Here is a 15095-nt window from a genome sequence, read left to right as displayed (position 1 = left end):
AGGGTGAATACCTTTGCTTCTTCATTTGTGTGCCCAGCTAAGCTGGGCACTATTCTCTAGGCAATGAATTATATAACTTCTTGAGGCGGATTTTGATCATCCTGATTTAAACAAAAATGACTCCAAAGTTCACTCATTTTACGTCTACCAGCGGTAACCATTGGGTTAAATTGAATTGCAGCTTGTTCGCGGACAGCCTGGACATTCTGGATAGCTTGCTGTAATTGTTGTCCGACTGAGTTTAATTCTGTACAAGCATGCTTAACAATTGAAAGACCGGCAACAGTTCCTTGCGCCATAGCAATTTTCCCACTTTCAATTCCAGTAATATTTCCAGCTACAAATAATCCGTGAAGAGGGGTTTCCATTGTCTCTGAATGGAATGGGACATGTCCACCCAGTTCAGGAATGTAATGGAATGGGCATCCTGCTACGGCAGCGAGCTCTGCAAGTGGATATAATCCTCCTGCGATACAAACAAAGTCTGCTTCATATATTTCTTCTGATCCTTTTATAATATTTCCTTTCGAATCAATGTTAGCAACACGAACACCCTCTACTTTATCCGTTCCGATAATTTCAATTGCAGCTTTGCAAAGGTGGAGTGGTGTACCATTTATTTTTATACCGTTATTCGGATAAAAGGTTAAACCAGCTTTTCGAATCCAATCATGTTTCATAAAGCGACTTCCGATGCGTAGTAAAGCTGATGGGGCAAGGTGAGCAGCGTTTAATAGTGACTTTAAAACTTCCTCTGGTTCACCAGCTTTTTGGCTAAGGTCACCCTTTTCAGGGAGTACGATATGATCAACAGTAATACCAGCTAGTTGTAATTCATTTAAAATTGCAAATGATAAAATATTGGCTCCGATAATAATTCCTTTTTTCCCAACTTGGACTCTATGAACATTTGTCATAACTTGAGCAGCGCCAATTGACATGACTCCTGGAAGAGTCCAGCCAGGAAGTGGGATAGAGTATTCAGCAGCCCCGGTAGCAAGTAGTACAAAGGGGGCTTCAATTGTACCTATGCTTGTATGTACATACCAAATGTTTTCGTCTTTTTCTAAATTGTATACTGACACACCGCATCGAATATCTACTGAGAGTGCTTTTGCATCTTGATGAAGGCGTTCGGATTCTTTTATTCCGTTCCACCATTCTCCAGTTGGTTCTTGATGTAATTGTCCTAACAATCGTCCGCCAGGCTTCATAAATTCATCAATAACAAGTACGTTAAGTCCAGAACTAGCGCAAGCAATTGCACCAGCTAATCCTGCTGGTCCCGCGCCAATTACAATTACATCCATCATCGCTTTTCCACCATCTTTCTAATAATATTTGGATGCTGTTTCCCACTTTCAACAATCATTTCGTTTTCTACAACAGTTAAGCACGCTCGGACGTTCATTTGATTATTAACTGTTACGCGGCATTCAGAACAATGTCCAATGTTACAGTAAATTCCTCTAGGTGTACCACTATCTTCGTGAACGCGTAACGTTCTAATTCCATTTGCAAGAAGGGCAGCAGCAATCGTTTCATTTTCATATGCTTCGTATTCTTTATCGTTAAATTGAAATGAAATACGTTTTCTATCGTCTAAGTTTCCTAAAATAGGATGATGTAAAATTCTATTCATTGCTTTTCACCTACCGCTCCAAAAGTTACTGCGCGTATTGGTGGTTGATATTTTAATGGAATCTCATGAGGTGATGTTCCAGGATTTGCAATTTCTATCATTCGATCTATTGTCGTTCTACATGTACGCCCCCCGCAAAAGCCCATCCCAGCACGTGTTCTTAGTTTTAGCTCCCGAGCCGAGCAATTATATGCAGTAATTGTCGATTGAAGTTGTCCGTATGTAACTTCTTCACAACGACAAATAATTAAATTCTCTTTATTAGACATGTATATTCCTCCTCTAGTTCGGTTTATAAAAATTATAATGCAAAAGGTATGCCAATATAGAGGAGGGGAGGTTTTATTGTAACCCGAGTCTTTTTAAGCGGTTGTATAAAGTAGCTCTTGTTACACCAAGTTGTTTCGCACATTCTAATTTATTACCATTTAAAATTCGTAAAGCTCTTTTGATCACTTTTTTCTCGTGTTGATCCATCTCTTCTTGTAAGGAAAAAATCGTGTTGTTGTTACTGACTAATGAATAATGAGATGCTATGTCCTCTGGAGTACTGTTTGTATGAAAGGGTAAATATTCTTGCTTTATAATGCCGTCCGTTGCAAATACGACGAGTCTTTCTATAACGTTGCGCAGCTCGCGAATATTCCCCCGCCAATCGTAATGAAGGAGTTCGTGCATAATTTCTGGGGGGAAATCATGAATTGGCCTTTTGTAATTTATTGAAAAGTCGTTTAAAAAAGAATAGGTTAATTCTATAATGTCTTCTCGTCTTTCGCGTAATGGTGGAATGTGTAAGCTAACTACATTTAAGCGATAATATAAATCTTCACGAAATGTTCCTTTTTTCATCTCTTCTTGTAAATTGCGATTTGTAGCTGCAATAACACGAAAATCAATATTAATTTCTTTTTCTCCACCGACACGATAATATTTTCGTTCTTGCAGTACACGCAAAAGCTTAACTTGCATATCGAGTGGCATTTCGCCTATTTCATCGAGAAATAAAGTGCCACCTTGTGCAAGTTCTATTTTGCCTTTCTTTCCTTTACTATTCGCTCCAGAAAAAGCTCCGCGCTCATAGCCGAATAATTCACTTTCAAATAATGCTTCTGGAATTGCACCACAGTTAATCGAAATGAAAGGGGCATTTTCTTTCTCACTTGCTTCATGAATCGCTTTCGCAAATACTTCTTTTCCGACACCGCTTTCCCCTAGTATTAAAACGGTCGATTTAACAGAGCAAACTTTCCTAGCCAATTGGATCGTTCTCTGTATGACAGCACTCTTTCCTTTCATGGAATGAAAGGGATCGGATGTGTCTTTATATTTTGCTACTTCTTGTTCTAAGCGGTGCACTTCATGTGACATATTAAATAACTTTTCATTTAGTACAACCTGACTTGTAACATCCGTTTCAGAAACGACTGCACCGATAATTTTGTTGTCGCAATAAACAGGATTTGAATTAATTAATACAAATAGATCGGAGCGAGGTTGATGATACTGAGCTATTATACGTTTTCCTTTATGTAATGATTGTAAAATTTCTAGATCTTTATAATCAAAAAAATGAGTAATAGGTTGTCCGATAATGTCCCCATGTTTTACTGAAAATATTTTTTCGGCTCCATCTGTCCATGTACGAACACGTTCATTATCGTCGATAACAGTAACTGAAGAATCTGTCGTTTGAAGAACGGTATTGTAAAATGCCTGTAATTGATTGTAAGAATTATAGAGAAAAGGGACCATTTGGGTAACAGTTATACAGTGTGTTGGATCTTGTGTTTTATTGAGAATAACGACTACAAAATGATTAGAAAATGCTTTGATTAAATTAGAGAAGGAGTCTTCTTCATATAAAGTTGCACAAAGTAATTCTTTCGTATGTGCAGTAAGGTAATAAAATTCGCCATTTTTTTGTTTGATGTGACTTATGTCGAATGTATGATTTGTTGAAAAATATTTTATAAGTTCTTTTATTGATGGGAATGAAAATGCCATATTATCCTCCTGTAGTGTGAAAAATTTTAGACACTGATAAAAAAATAATACACTTATTTCTGTTAAATTCAAAATATTTTTACATCTATTTTTCTCACATATGAAAATAAATATATTTTGAGTTGGCATACCAATTGCATAAATAGAGGATGAGAGATTTGAAAGAAAGGAGGGGGCTGCATGAGACACTGTGACGTTTTAATACTAGGCGGTGGAATTATTGGCTGTTCTATTGCTTATTACACTTCAAAATATGGAAGAGACGTAACAATCATTGACAAGGGGGAATTTGTCAGTGGCACGTCTTCACGGTGTGACGGCAACATTTTAGCCATTGATAAAGACCCAGGCTTTGATAGTCAGATGTCGCTAGTAAGTCAAAAATTAGTAACGGAATTAAGTGAAGAATTGGAACATTCGTTTGAATACCGAGCGCCAGGAAGTATTCTTGTCTGTGAGTCAGAGAAGGAAATGGAGGCAGCTCAAAAATGGGTGAATCGTCAAAAAGAAGCTGGCTTACCGTTTCGGATGCTTGATAGACAAGACATAAGAGAAGAATCACCGTTTTTCGCTGATGATTTATTAGGTGGTTTAGAATGTGCAACAGATTCGACTGTAAATCCGTATCTCCTTGCTTTTTCACTTCTTGCAGAAGCGGAAAAATTGGGGGCAAAATCTTTTAAGCATACAGAAGTAAAAGAAATGAGGAGAGCCATAGATGGTTCCTTTATTGTAGAAACGACAAATGGAACGTTTACTGCAAAGCAAATTGTGAACGCAGCGGGAGTATGGGCCCCTAAAATTGGAGAAATGTTGGACCTATCTATACCGATTGAGCCAAGAAAAGGACATATTATTGTAGCTTCAAGGCAACAACATGTAGGCTCTCGCAAAGTAATGGAATTTGGTTATTTAATTTCTAAGTTTGGTGGGAAACGGAAAGTCGATGTTTTGACTGAAAAATACGGTGTAGCTCTCGTGTTTGAACCAACAGAAAGTCAAAATTTTTTAATTGGTAGTAGTAGAGAATTTGTAGGATTTCATACGAGGATAAACAACGAAGTAATTAAGTGTATTGCGAATCGAGCGATTCGTTTTTATCCAAAAATGGCAGATATGATGGTTATTCGTTCTTACGCTGGCCTGCGTCCATGGACAGAAGATCATTTGCCGATCATTTCACGAGTAGAACATATTCCAAACTATTATATCGCTGCAGGACATGAAGGGGATGGAATTAGTCTCGCAGCAGTTACAGGGAAAGTTATTGAAGAGCTCTTAAACGAAAGAGAAACATCAATTCCGATTGAACCGCTTCGTTTGAATCGTTTTACAGAAAGGGTGTTAAACGGATGAGGTCACAAAGAGTATTTACGACGATTGATACGCATACAGGTGGAAATCCTACGAGGACGTTAATTAGCGGACTTCCAAAGTTAATAGGAGAGAACATGGCAGAAAAAATGCTTCATATGAAGAAAGAGTACGACTGGATCCGTAAATTGTTAATGAATGAACCGCGCGGTCATGATGTGATGTCTGGGGCGTTATTAACAGATCCGTGTCATCCAGAAGCGGATATAGGTGTCATCTACATAGAGACAGGTGGATATTTACCGATGTGTGGTCACGATACGATCGGTGTATGTACGGCTTTAGTTGAATCAGGTTTAATACCTGTATATGAGCCGATAACTTCTTTGAAATTGGATACACCAGCTGGTCTTGTTGAAGTGGATATTTCTGTTCAAGACGGTAAAGCAAAAGAAGTATCTTTTTGTAATATACCAGCTTTTTTACTAAAGAGTATTTCTGTCCATGTTGAAGGGATTGGAAATGTAGATGTTGATATCGCATATGGCGGAAACTTTTATGCCATTATCGATGGGGAAGCGCTTGGTCTAGAGTTAGTGCCAGAAAATGCTTCTACAATAATTGATAAAGCGATCCAAATAAGAAATACGATTAATGAAAAATTTGAAGTTATTCATCCGCAATATTCATTTATAAAAGGGGTAACACATATTGAATTTTACACAGATCCTACCCATGAAACGGCACATGTAAAAAATACCGTTGTTGTTCCGCCGGGAGGAATTGATCGTTCTCCGTGCGGTACGGGAACATCTGCGAAGCTAGCTGTATTATACGCTAATAAAAAAATTGCAATGCAAGAAGAATTTGTTCATGAAAGTATTGTTGGCTCGTTATTTAAAGGAAGTGTAATAGATACAACATATGTGGAGAACATTGAAGCTGTAGTAACAAAGATCACTGGTTCAGCTTGGCTAATGGGAATGCATAGATTTTTTTACAATGAAGAGGATCCACTGAAAGAAGGATTTTTGCTAATTCCGCCGATGGAACATGAAACGGAGGAAGTGAAATGAAGATTCAAAAAATGTATATGACAGTAGATGTACACGTAGCTGGTGAAGCGTTTCGTGTAATTAAAGACGTACCGTGTAAATACTATCATAGTTTGGAACAACTAAATGAACAAATTTCTGGTGAATTAGCAGAGGAAATGCAGCTTTTATTAAATGAACCACGTGGGTTCATAGGTTTAAACGGATGTGTTGTCGTTCCTTCTATTCATAGTGAAGTTGATGCAGCTGTATTATTTTTTAATCATAAAGGATCAATTCCTCTTCATTACGGTGGGATTGTCGCGGTAGTAACTATGTTACTTGAAAGTGGACACTTAAAACAAAGCGATTCAAATCAATACAAAATTGAAACGCTATGCGGTGTGTTTTTAGTCCGTGCACATGTAGAAAAGGATGAAGTCGTTTCTGTATCGCTAGAAAGTAAAGTGTGTTACTCAATCGAAGAGAATCTACCACTACATAGTCCTATTGGAAATATACACTACTCTCTCATACAAGCTGATCAAGTATATGCAGTGTTTCAGAAAGAGGAATGTTCTCCGGAAATTTGTATTGAAAACATTTTTGAATTAAAGAACTGGGGGAAAGCTATACTTGAGTCCATGCCAAAGCAGCCACTTATAAAAAGAATCGTTTTAGTAGATTCTTCCCACATAAAAGAGAATCGTATAAAAACAATTACGTTTCAGGATGACGACTATATTGTGCGTTCGCCTGGATTCGCATCAACAAGTGTTTCGTATATAAGTAGCCTTTCTATAGGTGATGTACGTACGGAAGAACCTTTTATTAATGAGAGTATTTTTAATAGTTTTGTGAAGGTGCAAAAAGTGAATAAGGAAGAGAAAGGATATACATTTACTTTCACAAGCAGAGGGTTTATTACAGGTATGCAAACATTTGTATTAGACCCTACTGATCCATTTCCAGTAGGCTTTTTATTAAAATAACGGTTAATACAGTATGTGGAAAAAACAAATGAAATGTAAGGGAGAGAATATGATGAAAAGTATAAAAGGAGCATTTCCAGTATTAATTACTCCGATGGATGAATTTCAAGAGATTGATTGGAACGGAGTGAAACAGAACGTAAACTATTTTATTGAGCAGAAGGTTGCCGGCATCATCATTAATGGAAGTACGGGAGAATTTGTTAGTTTATCAAAAAAAGAACGATTTAAGATGGCGGAAACGGTATTAAAAGAAGTTGATGGACGCATTCCTGTAATTGTTGGAACTGCTGCAGAGACGACGAAAGAAACGATTGAATATACGAAGCATGCAGAAGCTCATGGCGCAGATTGTGCATTAATTATTAACTCTTATTATTGTAAACCGAAAGAAGAAGAAATCTACTTTCATTTTAAAGAAATCTCAAATGCTGTAAATATACCAATTATGTTATACAATAACCCGTTTACCTCTGGTGTTGATATGAGTATAGAGCTTATGCTTCGAATAGGAAAAGAATGTGAAAATGTTACACATATTAAAGAATCTAGCGGAGATATTCGTAAAGTGAGAGATTTAGTAAGACAAGGAGAGAGTGCTTTTCAAGTCTTTTGCGGATCCGAAGATTTAGTTATGGAATCATATTTAGTTGGTGCTACTGGATGGGTCTCTGTGGCGGGTAATATCGTTCCGGGACTTGTTACAAAAATGTATGAGCATTTTCAAAATGGAGAGTTCGAAAATGCATGGGAGATTAATGATACAATTTTGCCTCTTTGTGAATTCCTAGAAGGGTCAGGGAAATACGTACAAATTGTTAAACGTGCAATGGAGTTACACGGACAAACTGGAGGTCCATCTCGTTATCCAAGATTAGGATTGACACAGGAAGAAGATCAAAAACTTCAACAGATTTTATTACAAATAACGGCTAATTCAGCTGTTTAAACTAAGGAGGAGGGGAAAATATGTTAACGACAAACATGGAGCTAAAATCAAAAGTGAAAGCGTTTTTAAATGAAGAAATCAAATTGTTTATTAATGGTGAATTTGTGCCTTCTATTAGTGGAAAGACGTTTAAAACATATAATCCGGCTACAGAGGATGTTCTTGCGGTAGTGAGTGAGGCGCAAGCGGAAGATATTGATGTAGCGACGAAAGCTGCAAGAGAAGCTTTTGAAACGGGTCCTTGGTCTGAAATGACTACTGCAGAAAGAGCACATCTTATATATAAATTAGCTGATTTAATTGAAGAACATAAAGAAGAATTAGCGCAGCTAGAAGCTTTAGATAATGGGAAACCGTATCAAATTGCGCTTGAAGATGATATTCCAGCGACAGTAGAAAATTACCGGTATTATGCTGGTTGGACTACAAAAATTGTAGGACAAACAATTCCTATTTCAAAAGATTATTTAAATTATACACGTCATGAACCGATTGGGGTTGTTGGTCAAATTATTCCTTGGAATTATCCGTTAGTTATGTCCGCTTGGAAAATGGGTGCTGCTCTTGCGACAGGATGCACGATTGTATTAAAACCAGCAGAGCAAACACCGTTATCTTTACTATATGCTGCAAAGCTTTTTAAAGAGGCGGGATTTCCAAACGGTGTTGTAAACTTTGTTCCAGGTTTCGGACAAGAAGCAGGAGCAGCAATCGTAAACCATCATGATATTAATAAAGTAGCTTTCACAGGTTCGACAGTTACAGGGAAATATATTATGCGTCAATCTGCTGAAACAATTAAACATGTAACGTTAGAACTTGGAGGTAAGTCACCAAATATTATTTTAGAAGATGCCGATTTATCTGAAGCTATTAATGGTGCCTTCCAAGGCATTATGTATAATCATGGTCAAAACTGTAGCGCAGGATCTCGTGTGTTCGTTCATCGGAAACATTATGAAAGAGTAGTAGATGAACTTGTAGAAATGGCGAATAAAGTTAAGCTTGGTGCCGGTATGGAAAAGGATACAGAAATGGGCCCGCTCGTATCTAAAAAACAACAAGAGTGTGTGCTAAAGTATATTGAACAAGGAATGGCTGAAGGAGCAACAGTTGTAGCTGGGGGAGAACGGGCATTTGAAAAAGGTTATTTTGTGCAGCCCACAGTTTTTACAAATGTTACAGATGATATGACAATCGCAAAGGAAGAAATATTTGGACCAGTCGTTGTAGTTATGCCATTTGATTCGACTGAGGAAGTAATTGAAAGAGCGAATAGCTCTTCTTACGGATTAGCAGCAGGTGTATGGACACAAAATATTAAAACTGGACATCAAGTCGCAAATAAATTAAAGGCAGGAACCGTTTGGATTAATGATTATAATTTAGAAAATGCAGCGGCACCATTTGGCGGATATAAACAATCCGGAATTGGACGCGAATTAGGGTCGTATGCACTTGATAACTACACGGAAGTAAAGAGTGTTTGGGTTAATATAAAATAATGATCAAATAGGAAGAGTGAACGGACAACTTGAATGAACGGTGAGGTTGTCCGTTTTATTTTTTAAGCACGCAATAAATAACTCTTTTTCACACAATTATGAGGGGGATTGGGATGGAAAAGTTAGTAGAGTGGTTAGTAGGACAAGTATGGAGTATAGGATTAGTTATTTTTGCGTTAGGAGCAGGCGTGTATTTCACAATTGCTACTCGTTTTTTACAAATTCGGTATTTTAAAGAGATGATCAAACTATTATTTGAAGGAAAGAGCTCAGAGACCGGGATATCTTCATTTCAAGCATTTTGTTTAGCGTTATCGGGCCGGGTCGGAATTGGAAATATTGCTGGTGTAGCGACAGCTATTGCTTTTGGTGGTCCAGGAGCTGTGTTTTGGATGTGGGTGATGGCTCTATTAGGAGCAGCTAGTGCATTCGTTGAGTCAACGCTTGCTCAAGTGTATAAAAGTAAGGTAGGAAATGAATATCGAGGTGGTACACCATATTTTATTGAAAAAGGCTTAAAAATAAAATGGTTTGCCGTCATTGTAGCGGTTGTCGTGACGATTTCATACGGCGTTTTATTGCCAGGGATTCAATCAAGTAGCATTGCGGTTGGATTTGAAAATTCTTCTGGTATTAGTAAATATATGACTGGTGTATTTTTAGTTGTATTGCTGGCAGCGATTATTTTTGGCGGAGTAAAGAGAATTGCTGCTGTTTCTCAAACTCTAGTGCCGTTTATGGCAATTGGTTATGTAATTGTTACATGTATCGTTTTAATTGCTAATATAACGGAAATCCCTAATATGTTCACACTTATTTTCTCAAGTGCATTTGGAATCGATGAAATGTTTGGCGGAATTGTTGGGGCAGCCATTGCATGGGGAGTGAAACGAGCTGTATTTTCAAATGTTGCTGGTGTTGGAGAAGCAACGTATAGCTCTGCAGCTGCTGAAGTATCACATCCTGCTAAACAAGGATTAGTACAAGCATTTTCGGTTTACATCGATACAATTGTTGTGTGTACAGCAACAGCTCTCATGGTTTTAATAACAGGGATGTATAATGTCATACCTGAAGGAAAGAGCGCCATTGTGAAAAATATGGGGAATGTTGAAGCAGGGCCAATTTACACACAACAAGCAGTTGAAACTGTTATGACAGGTTTTGGTCCATTATTTATTTCAATCGCAATCTTTTTCTTTGCATTCACAACTCTACTAGCATATTACTATATTGCCGAAACTACACTTACTTACTTGGATCATAAATTGAAATTTAAATGGTTAAAAACGATTTTGAAATTCGGATTTTTAATTATGGTTTACGTCGGTAGTGTGGAATCAGCTTCACTTTTATGGAATCTTGGAGATTTAGGGATAGGTAGTATGGCATGGCTGAATCTTTTAGCGATTTTATTGTTAAGTAAGACGGCATTAAAAGTATTAAAAGATTATGAAACGCAGAAAAAAGAAGGGAAAGATCCAATATTTGACCCTAAAAAAGTAGGGCTTGAAGGTGTTGTATTTTGGGAAGAAAAGTGTAAAGAAGGTGAAAATGAAATTTCTAGAAGAAAAGTACCAGTAGATGATAGTGTGAAATTGTAGCGTTATATATTTTTAAGGTTAAAAAACTGAAAATTCTATCTTTTTTATGATAATATATCAACAACATGGTTTTATAAATGATGTATTACTTCATTACAAAGAGGGCATTGGAAATTTTTTAAAACCAATTCCAGAAATCACAGAAACATATCATGCATTTACACAAGCTTGTTTCCAGGAAGGTGCATTAACAAAACGCGAAAAACAGCTCATTGCGTTAGGGATTAGTTACTAAAAAATTAATCACGACAAAAACGATTCCAAATAATAAAAAGGAAATCTTATTTAAAACAACCTCTTTAGGAAAAGAACTGTTTTACTTACACCAGGCGTTGCATGATGTAAGTAATAGAGAAGTTATTCGATTTTTAAATAGATATAATCCAAATGAATTAAAGTTGGTTTCTCGTTTCCTAGAAGGTACTTTAGAAGCATCGTGGGTAAGGGGCGAACTTAATAAAATAGAAGATAAAAATTTTGAGTAAAAGGAATTGTGCAGAAATTAATTTTAAAGGCCATTGTTTTAAATGGCCTTTTTGTTTTGATTAAAAAATGAGTTTTAAAGTTTTAACATACTAGGTCCTTTGAAAAATACGTTATGACAGTGATTGAATAAAAGAATGTAGCACATTGTTAAAATGGTCAGCTTCTTCTAGAAATGGACAATGACAGCTGTTTTCGAAAATAACGAGTTGAGAGTTATTAATATGTGCGTGTAAATGTTCGCCCGCAGCAACTGGAATTAATTTTTCTTCTCTACCGAAACAAAGTAAAGTTGGTTTTGTAATTGCATTTAATTCTTTCCGATAATCAACAACAGATTGATCGAATAAAATCGCGCTCGCAATAGATGCTGGAACCTTTGTTACCTCCTCAAGTATCCAAGTTGAATCTTCTGTAGAAAGGGGATTTTTAAACATGAGAGGGATAAAACCCTTTAGAAACTCAACTTGATTTGTTTGAACTTCTCTCATGAAATGAATAAGTGTTGGGAAATCAAAGGCACCAATAGGGAAATCGGGCCATTTAAAATCTGATGCTAATTCATCAACAATAACAGAACCTTTAATATTTTGTTCTCCAAATTGCTTTATATATTCCCATACAACAAATGCTCCCATTGACCAACCGACTAAGATAACATCTTTTAAAGATAAACTTTCTATAAAAGCATGCACATCATGGGCATAGTTTGTAATTGTATGTCCAGTTTCAATATGGGGAGAGCGCCCGTGACTTCGTAAGTCAATTGAAATCGCACGATATTTTTCACTGAAATAAGGGATTTGTTTATGAAAAAAACGGCTGCTCATCCAGACGCCGTGAATAAAAAGAATGGGTGTACCTTCTCCGCGCTCTTCGTAGTATAAGTTCACACCATTTTCAAGCTTGATAATAGGCATAACGGAAAACCTCCTTTTAATAAATGGACTTTTTATGATTTTATTCTGCTTTTCATGTTTTTTTCCTCTTATATAGGAGAAGTAAGATGTTTTTTTGTGTAAAATAGGGCAGAACCTTTATTTTATTTATAAAAAATGTGTTTAAAATATTGTCATATTTGCTTCTTTAAGATATCCTTTTCATGAAGAGGTGGAAATCATGGAAAAAGTACTAGTTTTCGGGCATAAAAACCCAGACACAGATGCAATTTGTTCTGCAATTGCTTATGCAGAGCTGAAAAAAGAATTAGGAATGAATGCTGAGCCTGTACGTTTAGGTGAAATCAGCGGTGAAACTCAATTTGCGTTAGATCATTTTAAAGTAGAAGGACCGCGTTTTGTTGAAACAGTAGCAAACGAAGTGGACAACGTGATTTTAGTTGACCATAACGAACGTCAACAAAGTGCTAACGATATCGAATCTGTTCGTGTGTTAGAAGTTATCGATCATCACCGTATTGCTAACTTTGAGACAAGCGATCCTTTATACTACCGTTGCGAGCCAGTTGGTTGTACAGCTACAATCTTAAACAAAATGTACAAAGAAAACGGCGTTGCAATTCGTAAAGAAGTTGCAGGTTTAATGTTATCTGCAATTATCTCAGATTCTTTACTATTTAAATCTCCAACTTGCACAGACCAAGACGTAGCTGCAGCTCGTGAATTAGCGGAAATCGCTGGTGTTGACGCGGAAAGCTACGGCTTAGAAATGTTAAAAGCTGGTGCAGATTTAAGCGGTAAAACAATGGAGCAATTAATCTCTCTTGACGCAAAAGAATTCCAAATGGGCGATGCAAAAGTTGAAATCGCACAAGTAAACGCTGTTGATACAAACGACGTTCTTGTACACCAAGCGGAATTAGAAAAAGTAATCTCTGCAGTAGTAGAAGAAAAAGGTTTAGACCTATTCTTATTCGTTGTGACTGATATCTTAACTAACGATTCTGTTGGTCTTGCTATCGGTAAAGCGACACAAGTTGTTGAAAAAGCATACAACGTAACATTAGAAAACAATACAGCAACTTTAAAAGGTGTTGTATCTCGTAAAAAACAAATCGTTCCTGTATTAACAGAAACGTTCCAAACTCTATAAGAGAAGTTTTGGATGAAAAGGAAAGGACAAACAGATATATAGTCTGCTTGTCCTTTTTTGTTTTTAGGAAGCATAAAATTTCGGATATTAAGGTCTGTTATTTTAATGTTTCATTTAGGGAAAATGGAACTTGGGTAGGAAGAAAAGAAAAACTTGATATTTTTATCTGTGAATTAAAAATGCTATGATTTCATTAGTAATTACTATGTCTTAAAAGTAATAATGAAAAAATAAAACAAATTATATATAGGATCGAAAGAGAAAAGAGGGAAAAAGGGAATAATGAAAAGGCTATGCATCATTCCATGTGGAAAAAAGAAAATCTGGGATCAGTATCCTGATAAGGGACCAACAGAAGCAAAGGATGTATACATTAGTCCATTCGGAAAAGCATGCCAAGCATATGCTTCGCAATTTTTTTCACACTGGGTTATTTTATCAGCTAAACATGGATTTTTACTGTCAACTGATATAGTAGAAAAAAACTATGATCTTGCTTTTAATTCGAAAAGTAATGAGATTATTAGTATGGAACAACTAAAAAGACAAATGATTGAAAAGAAATTATTAGACTTTAATGAAATTGTCCTGCTTGCAGGCAAGAAGCATAAAAAAGTAGTGACAAAGTTATATCCGGAAGAAATGATTTCCTATCCGTTAGAAGGCTGTAAAGGAATTGGATATATGCTGCAGAGGTTGAAGTGGGCGGTTGAAAATCATAACGAGATTCAGTAAAAGTTAAAAGAACTCGATTTATCCCGCATTAACGGGCAGTAAGCCCCCGCTGATTAAAGTTTCACTTTATATTGTACATAAGGGTGCTATGTATTGTTAGAAATATAGACTTATAAGGAAAAAAGCTAGATGAGGAGTTAATGGGCGATCCATTTTTTGTTGATGTAAAAGATGTTAATTTCCCAGTGCATACAGCTGAACATGGAATGGGTTAGTGGGAGAGGTAATTATGTTATGTAGATATTGTCAGTCTTTAGTACAACAACCAAAACAAAAGAATATAAGTGGAAAGCACCCAAATTGGGTGCTTCTATTTTTAAGAGAATTTCCATTTAGAACATACTAAACGTTATAGTTTATTACTTGCTTCATAAGGTTTCTTATCTCTTTAACTGGTGGTTTTTTATCGTATACATCAACATATGAAAAATAATAATTTAAATTTCTAACAAGACCTTTTCCAATTTTTGCACTTAGGAAAGGAAATACTTGTCCAGTGTAGTCTTCGAGAGATTTACAATAGTATTTTTCATCCAAATAAATACTATATTTACATGTTAGCTCTACTAGTGGGTTACCTTCAGAATCATATACATCTTTAGATTCAATAATGTCTATTAGTGCAAATCTATCATTAAGATAAACTTTTTTCTTCTTTTCAGGTTTATTAGAAAGAATAAAAGCGAGACCTAGTGCATTAATCAATACGTTTCCTCCTACAAATAAAAAAGATATTAATAAAATATATCGATACATGTTAAATGTAAAGTGGTAAGGCAAA

Annotated in this window: 15 protein-coding genes and 1 pseudogene; 10 read left to right on the top strand and 6 right to left on the bottom strand. The window is 36.2% G+C overall.

Going from position 1 to position 15095, the window contains the following annotated elements:
* Window positions 1-68: 68 nt before the first annotated feature.
* From C568_RS0102035 to C568_RS0102020, 4 genes are all read right to left on the bottom strand, one after another.
* Window positions 69-1313, bottom strand: coding sequence for an NAD(P)/FAD-dependent oxidoreductase (locus C568_RS0102035; protein ID WP_018780642.1), 1245 nt, complete (start codon window positions 1311-1313; stop codon window positions 69-71).
* Complete coding sequence (locus tag C568_RS0102030; protein ID WP_018780641.1) at window positions 1310-1642, bottom strand: (2Fe-2S)-binding protein; 333 nt, start codon at window positions 1640-1642, stop codon at window positions 1310-1312. Before C568_RS0102030 ends, C568_RS0102035 begins: the two co-directional genes overlap by 4 nt.
* Complete coding sequence (locus C568_RS0102025; protein ID WP_018765669.1) at window positions 1639-1911, bottom strand: (2Fe-2S)-binding protein; 273 nt, start codon at window positions 1909-1911, stop codon at window positions 1639-1641. Before C568_RS0102025 ends, C568_RS0102030 begins: the two co-directional genes overlap by 4 nt.
* Window positions 1912-1984: 73 nt before the next feature.
* The gene (locus tag C568_RS0102020; RefSeq protein WP_018780640.1) at window positions 1985-3646 is read right to left on the bottom strand and encodes a sigma-54 interaction domain-containing protein; all 1662 of its coding nucleotides are present in this window, start codon (window positions 3644-3646) and stop codon (window positions 1985-1987) included.
* Between the two features lie 180 nt (window positions 3647-3826).
* Here C568_RS0102020 and C568_RS0102015 point away from each other — a divergent pair, with 180 nt between their 5' ends.
* The 8 genes and pseudogenes from C568_RS0102015 (at window position 3827) to C568_RS35115 (ending at window position 11529) form a co-directional block, all read left to right on the top strand.
* Window positions 3827-5002: an NAD(P)/FAD-dependent oxidoreductase gene (locus C568_RS0102015; protein ID WP_018780639.1), complete on the top strand. Its 1176-nt coding sequence runs from the start codon at window positions 3827-3829 to the stop codon at window positions 5000-5002.
* Window positions 4999-6036 carry a proline racemase family protein gene (locus tag C568_RS0102010; protein WP_018780638.1) on the top strand — a complete coding sequence of 346 codons (1038 nt, stop codon included), beginning with the start codon at window positions 4999-5001 and terminating at the stop codon, window positions 6034-6036. The genes C568_RS0102015 and C568_RS0102010 overlap by 4 nt, the downstream gene beginning before the upstream one ends.
* Window positions 6033-6986 (top strand): proline racemase family protein, encoded by a 954-nt coding sequence (locus tag C568_RS0102005; protein ID WP_018780637.1) that lies wholly within the window; start codon window positions 6033-6035, stop codon window positions 6984-6986. Before C568_RS0102010 ends, C568_RS0102005 begins: the two co-directional genes overlap by 4 nt.
* Window positions 6987-7038: 52 nt before the next feature.
* Window positions 7039-7935, top strand: coding sequence for a 4-hydroxy-tetrahydrodipicolinate synthase (gene dapA, locus C568_RS0102000; RefSeq protein WP_018780636.1), 897 nt, complete (start codon window positions 7039-7041; stop codon window positions 7933-7935).
* Window positions 7936-7955: 20 nt separating this feature from the next.
* Window positions 7956-9440, top strand: coding sequence for an aldehyde dehydrogenase family protein (locus C568_RS0101995; RefSeq protein WP_018780635.1), 1485 nt, complete (start codon window positions 7956-7958; stop codon window positions 9438-9440).
* Between the two features lie 113 nt (window positions 9441-9553).
* The gene (locus C568_RS0101990) at window positions 9554-11044 is read left to right on the top strand and encodes an alanine/glycine:cation symporter family protein (RefSeq protein WP_018780634.1); all 1491 of its coding nucleotides are present in this window, start codon (window positions 9554-9556) and stop codon (window positions 11042-11044) included.
* Window positions 11045-11090: 46 nt separating this feature from the next.
* Window positions 11091-11273, top strand: a pseudogene (locus C568_RS30380) (carboxymuconolactone decarboxylase family protein); the annotation flags it as partial.
* A 103-nt stretch (window positions 11274-11376) separates the two neighbouring features.
* Entirely contained in the window at window positions 11377-11529 is a 153-nt protein-coding gene (locus C568_RS35115) for a MarR family transcriptional regulator (RefSeq protein WP_080740304.1), read from the top strand.
* 111 nt (window positions 11530-11640) lie between these two features.
* Here the strand turns inward: C568_RS35115 and C568_RS0101980 are convergent, their stop codons facing one another.
* Window positions 11641-12447, bottom strand: a complete 807-nt coding sequence (locus C568_RS0101980) for an alpha/beta fold hydrolase (protein WP_018780632.1) — start codon at window positions 12445-12447, stop codon at window positions 11641-11643.
* A 199-nt stretch (window positions 12448-12646) separates the two neighbouring features.
* Between C568_RS0101980 and ppaC the strand changes: the two genes are divergently transcribed.
* The gene (gene ppaC / locus C568_RS0101975; protein WP_018765661.1) at window positions 12647-13579 is read left to right on the top strand and encodes a manganese-dependent inorganic pyrophosphatase; all 933 of its coding nucleotides are present in this window, start codon (window positions 12647-12649) and stop codon (window positions 13577-13579) included.
* A gap of 282 nt (window positions 13580-13861) precedes the next feature.
* Window positions 13862-14314, top strand: a complete 453-nt coding sequence (locus C568_RS0101970; RefSeq protein WP_006095049.1) for a DUF6884 domain-containing protein — start codon at window positions 13862-13864, stop codon at window positions 14312-14314.
* Between the two features lie 342 nt (window positions 14315-14656).
* On the opposite strand, the gene C568_RS0101965 is transcribed toward C568_RS0101970, so the two are convergent.
* The gene (locus tag C568_RS0101965; RefSeq protein WP_016115111.1) at window positions 14657-15019 is read right to left on the bottom strand and encodes a hypothetical protein; all 363 of its coding nucleotides are present in this window, start codon (window positions 15017-15019) and stop codon (window positions 14657-14659) included.
* Window positions 15020-15095 lie beyond the last annotated feature (76 nt).

The sequence above is a fragment of the Bacillus sp. 95MFCvi2.1 genome, assembly GCF_000374965.1.
GTDB lineage: Bacteria > Bacillota > Bacilli > Bacillales > Bacillaceae_G > Bacillus_A > Bacillus_A pseudomycoides.
This window is presented reverse-complemented; position numbering and strand designations above follow the sequence as displayed.

Coding starts and splice junctions, on each gene's coding strand:
- C568_RS0102020 (WP_018780640.1), bottom strand. CDS start 3,646: ATGGCATTTTCATTCCCATCAATAAAAGAACTTATAAAATATTTTTCA.
- ppaC (WP_018765661.1), top strand. CDS start 12,647: ATGGAAAAAGTACTAGTTTTCGGGCATAAAAACCCAGACACAGATGCA.
- C568_RS0102035 (WP_018780642.1), bottom strand. CDS start 1,313: ATGATGGATGTAATTGTAATTGGCGCGGGACCAGCAGGATTAGCTGGT.
- C568_RS0102015 (WP_018780639.1), top strand. CDS start 3,827: ATGAGACACTGTGACGTTTTAATACTAGGCGGTGGAATTATTGGCTGT.
- C568_RS0102010 (WP_018780638.1), top strand. CDS start 4,999: ATGAGGTCACAAAGAGTATTTACGACGATTGATACGCATACAGGTGGA.
- C568_RS0102025 (WP_018765669.1), bottom strand. CDS start 1,911: ATGTCTAATAAAGAGAATTTAATTATTTGTCGTTGTGAAGAAGTTACA.
- C568_RS0101980 (WP_018780632.1), bottom strand. CDS start 12,447: ATGCCTATTATCAAGCTTGAAAATGGTGTGAACTTATACTACGAAGAG.
- C568_RS0101970 (WP_006095049.1), top strand. CDS start 13,862: ATGAAAAGGCTATGCATCATTCCATGTGGAAAAAAGAAAATCTGGGAT.
- C568_RS0102030 (WP_018780641.1), bottom strand. CDS start 1,642: ATGAATAGAATTTTACATCATCCTATTTTAGGAAACTTAGACGATAGA.
- C568_RS0101995 (WP_018780635.1), top strand. CDS start 7,956: ATGTTAACGACAAACATGGAGCTAAAATCAAAAGTGAAAGCGTTTTTA.
- dapA (WP_018780636.1), top strand. CDS start 7,039: ATGAAAAGTATAAAAGGAGCATTTCCAGTATTAATTACTCCGATGGAT.
- C568_RS0102005 (WP_018780637.1), top strand. CDS start 6,033: ATGAAGATTCAAAAAATGTATATGACAGTAGATGTACACGTAGCTGGT.
- C568_RS0101990 (WP_018780634.1), top strand. CDS start 9,554: ATGGAAAAGTTAGTAGAGTGGTTAGTAGGACAAGTATGGAGTATAGGA.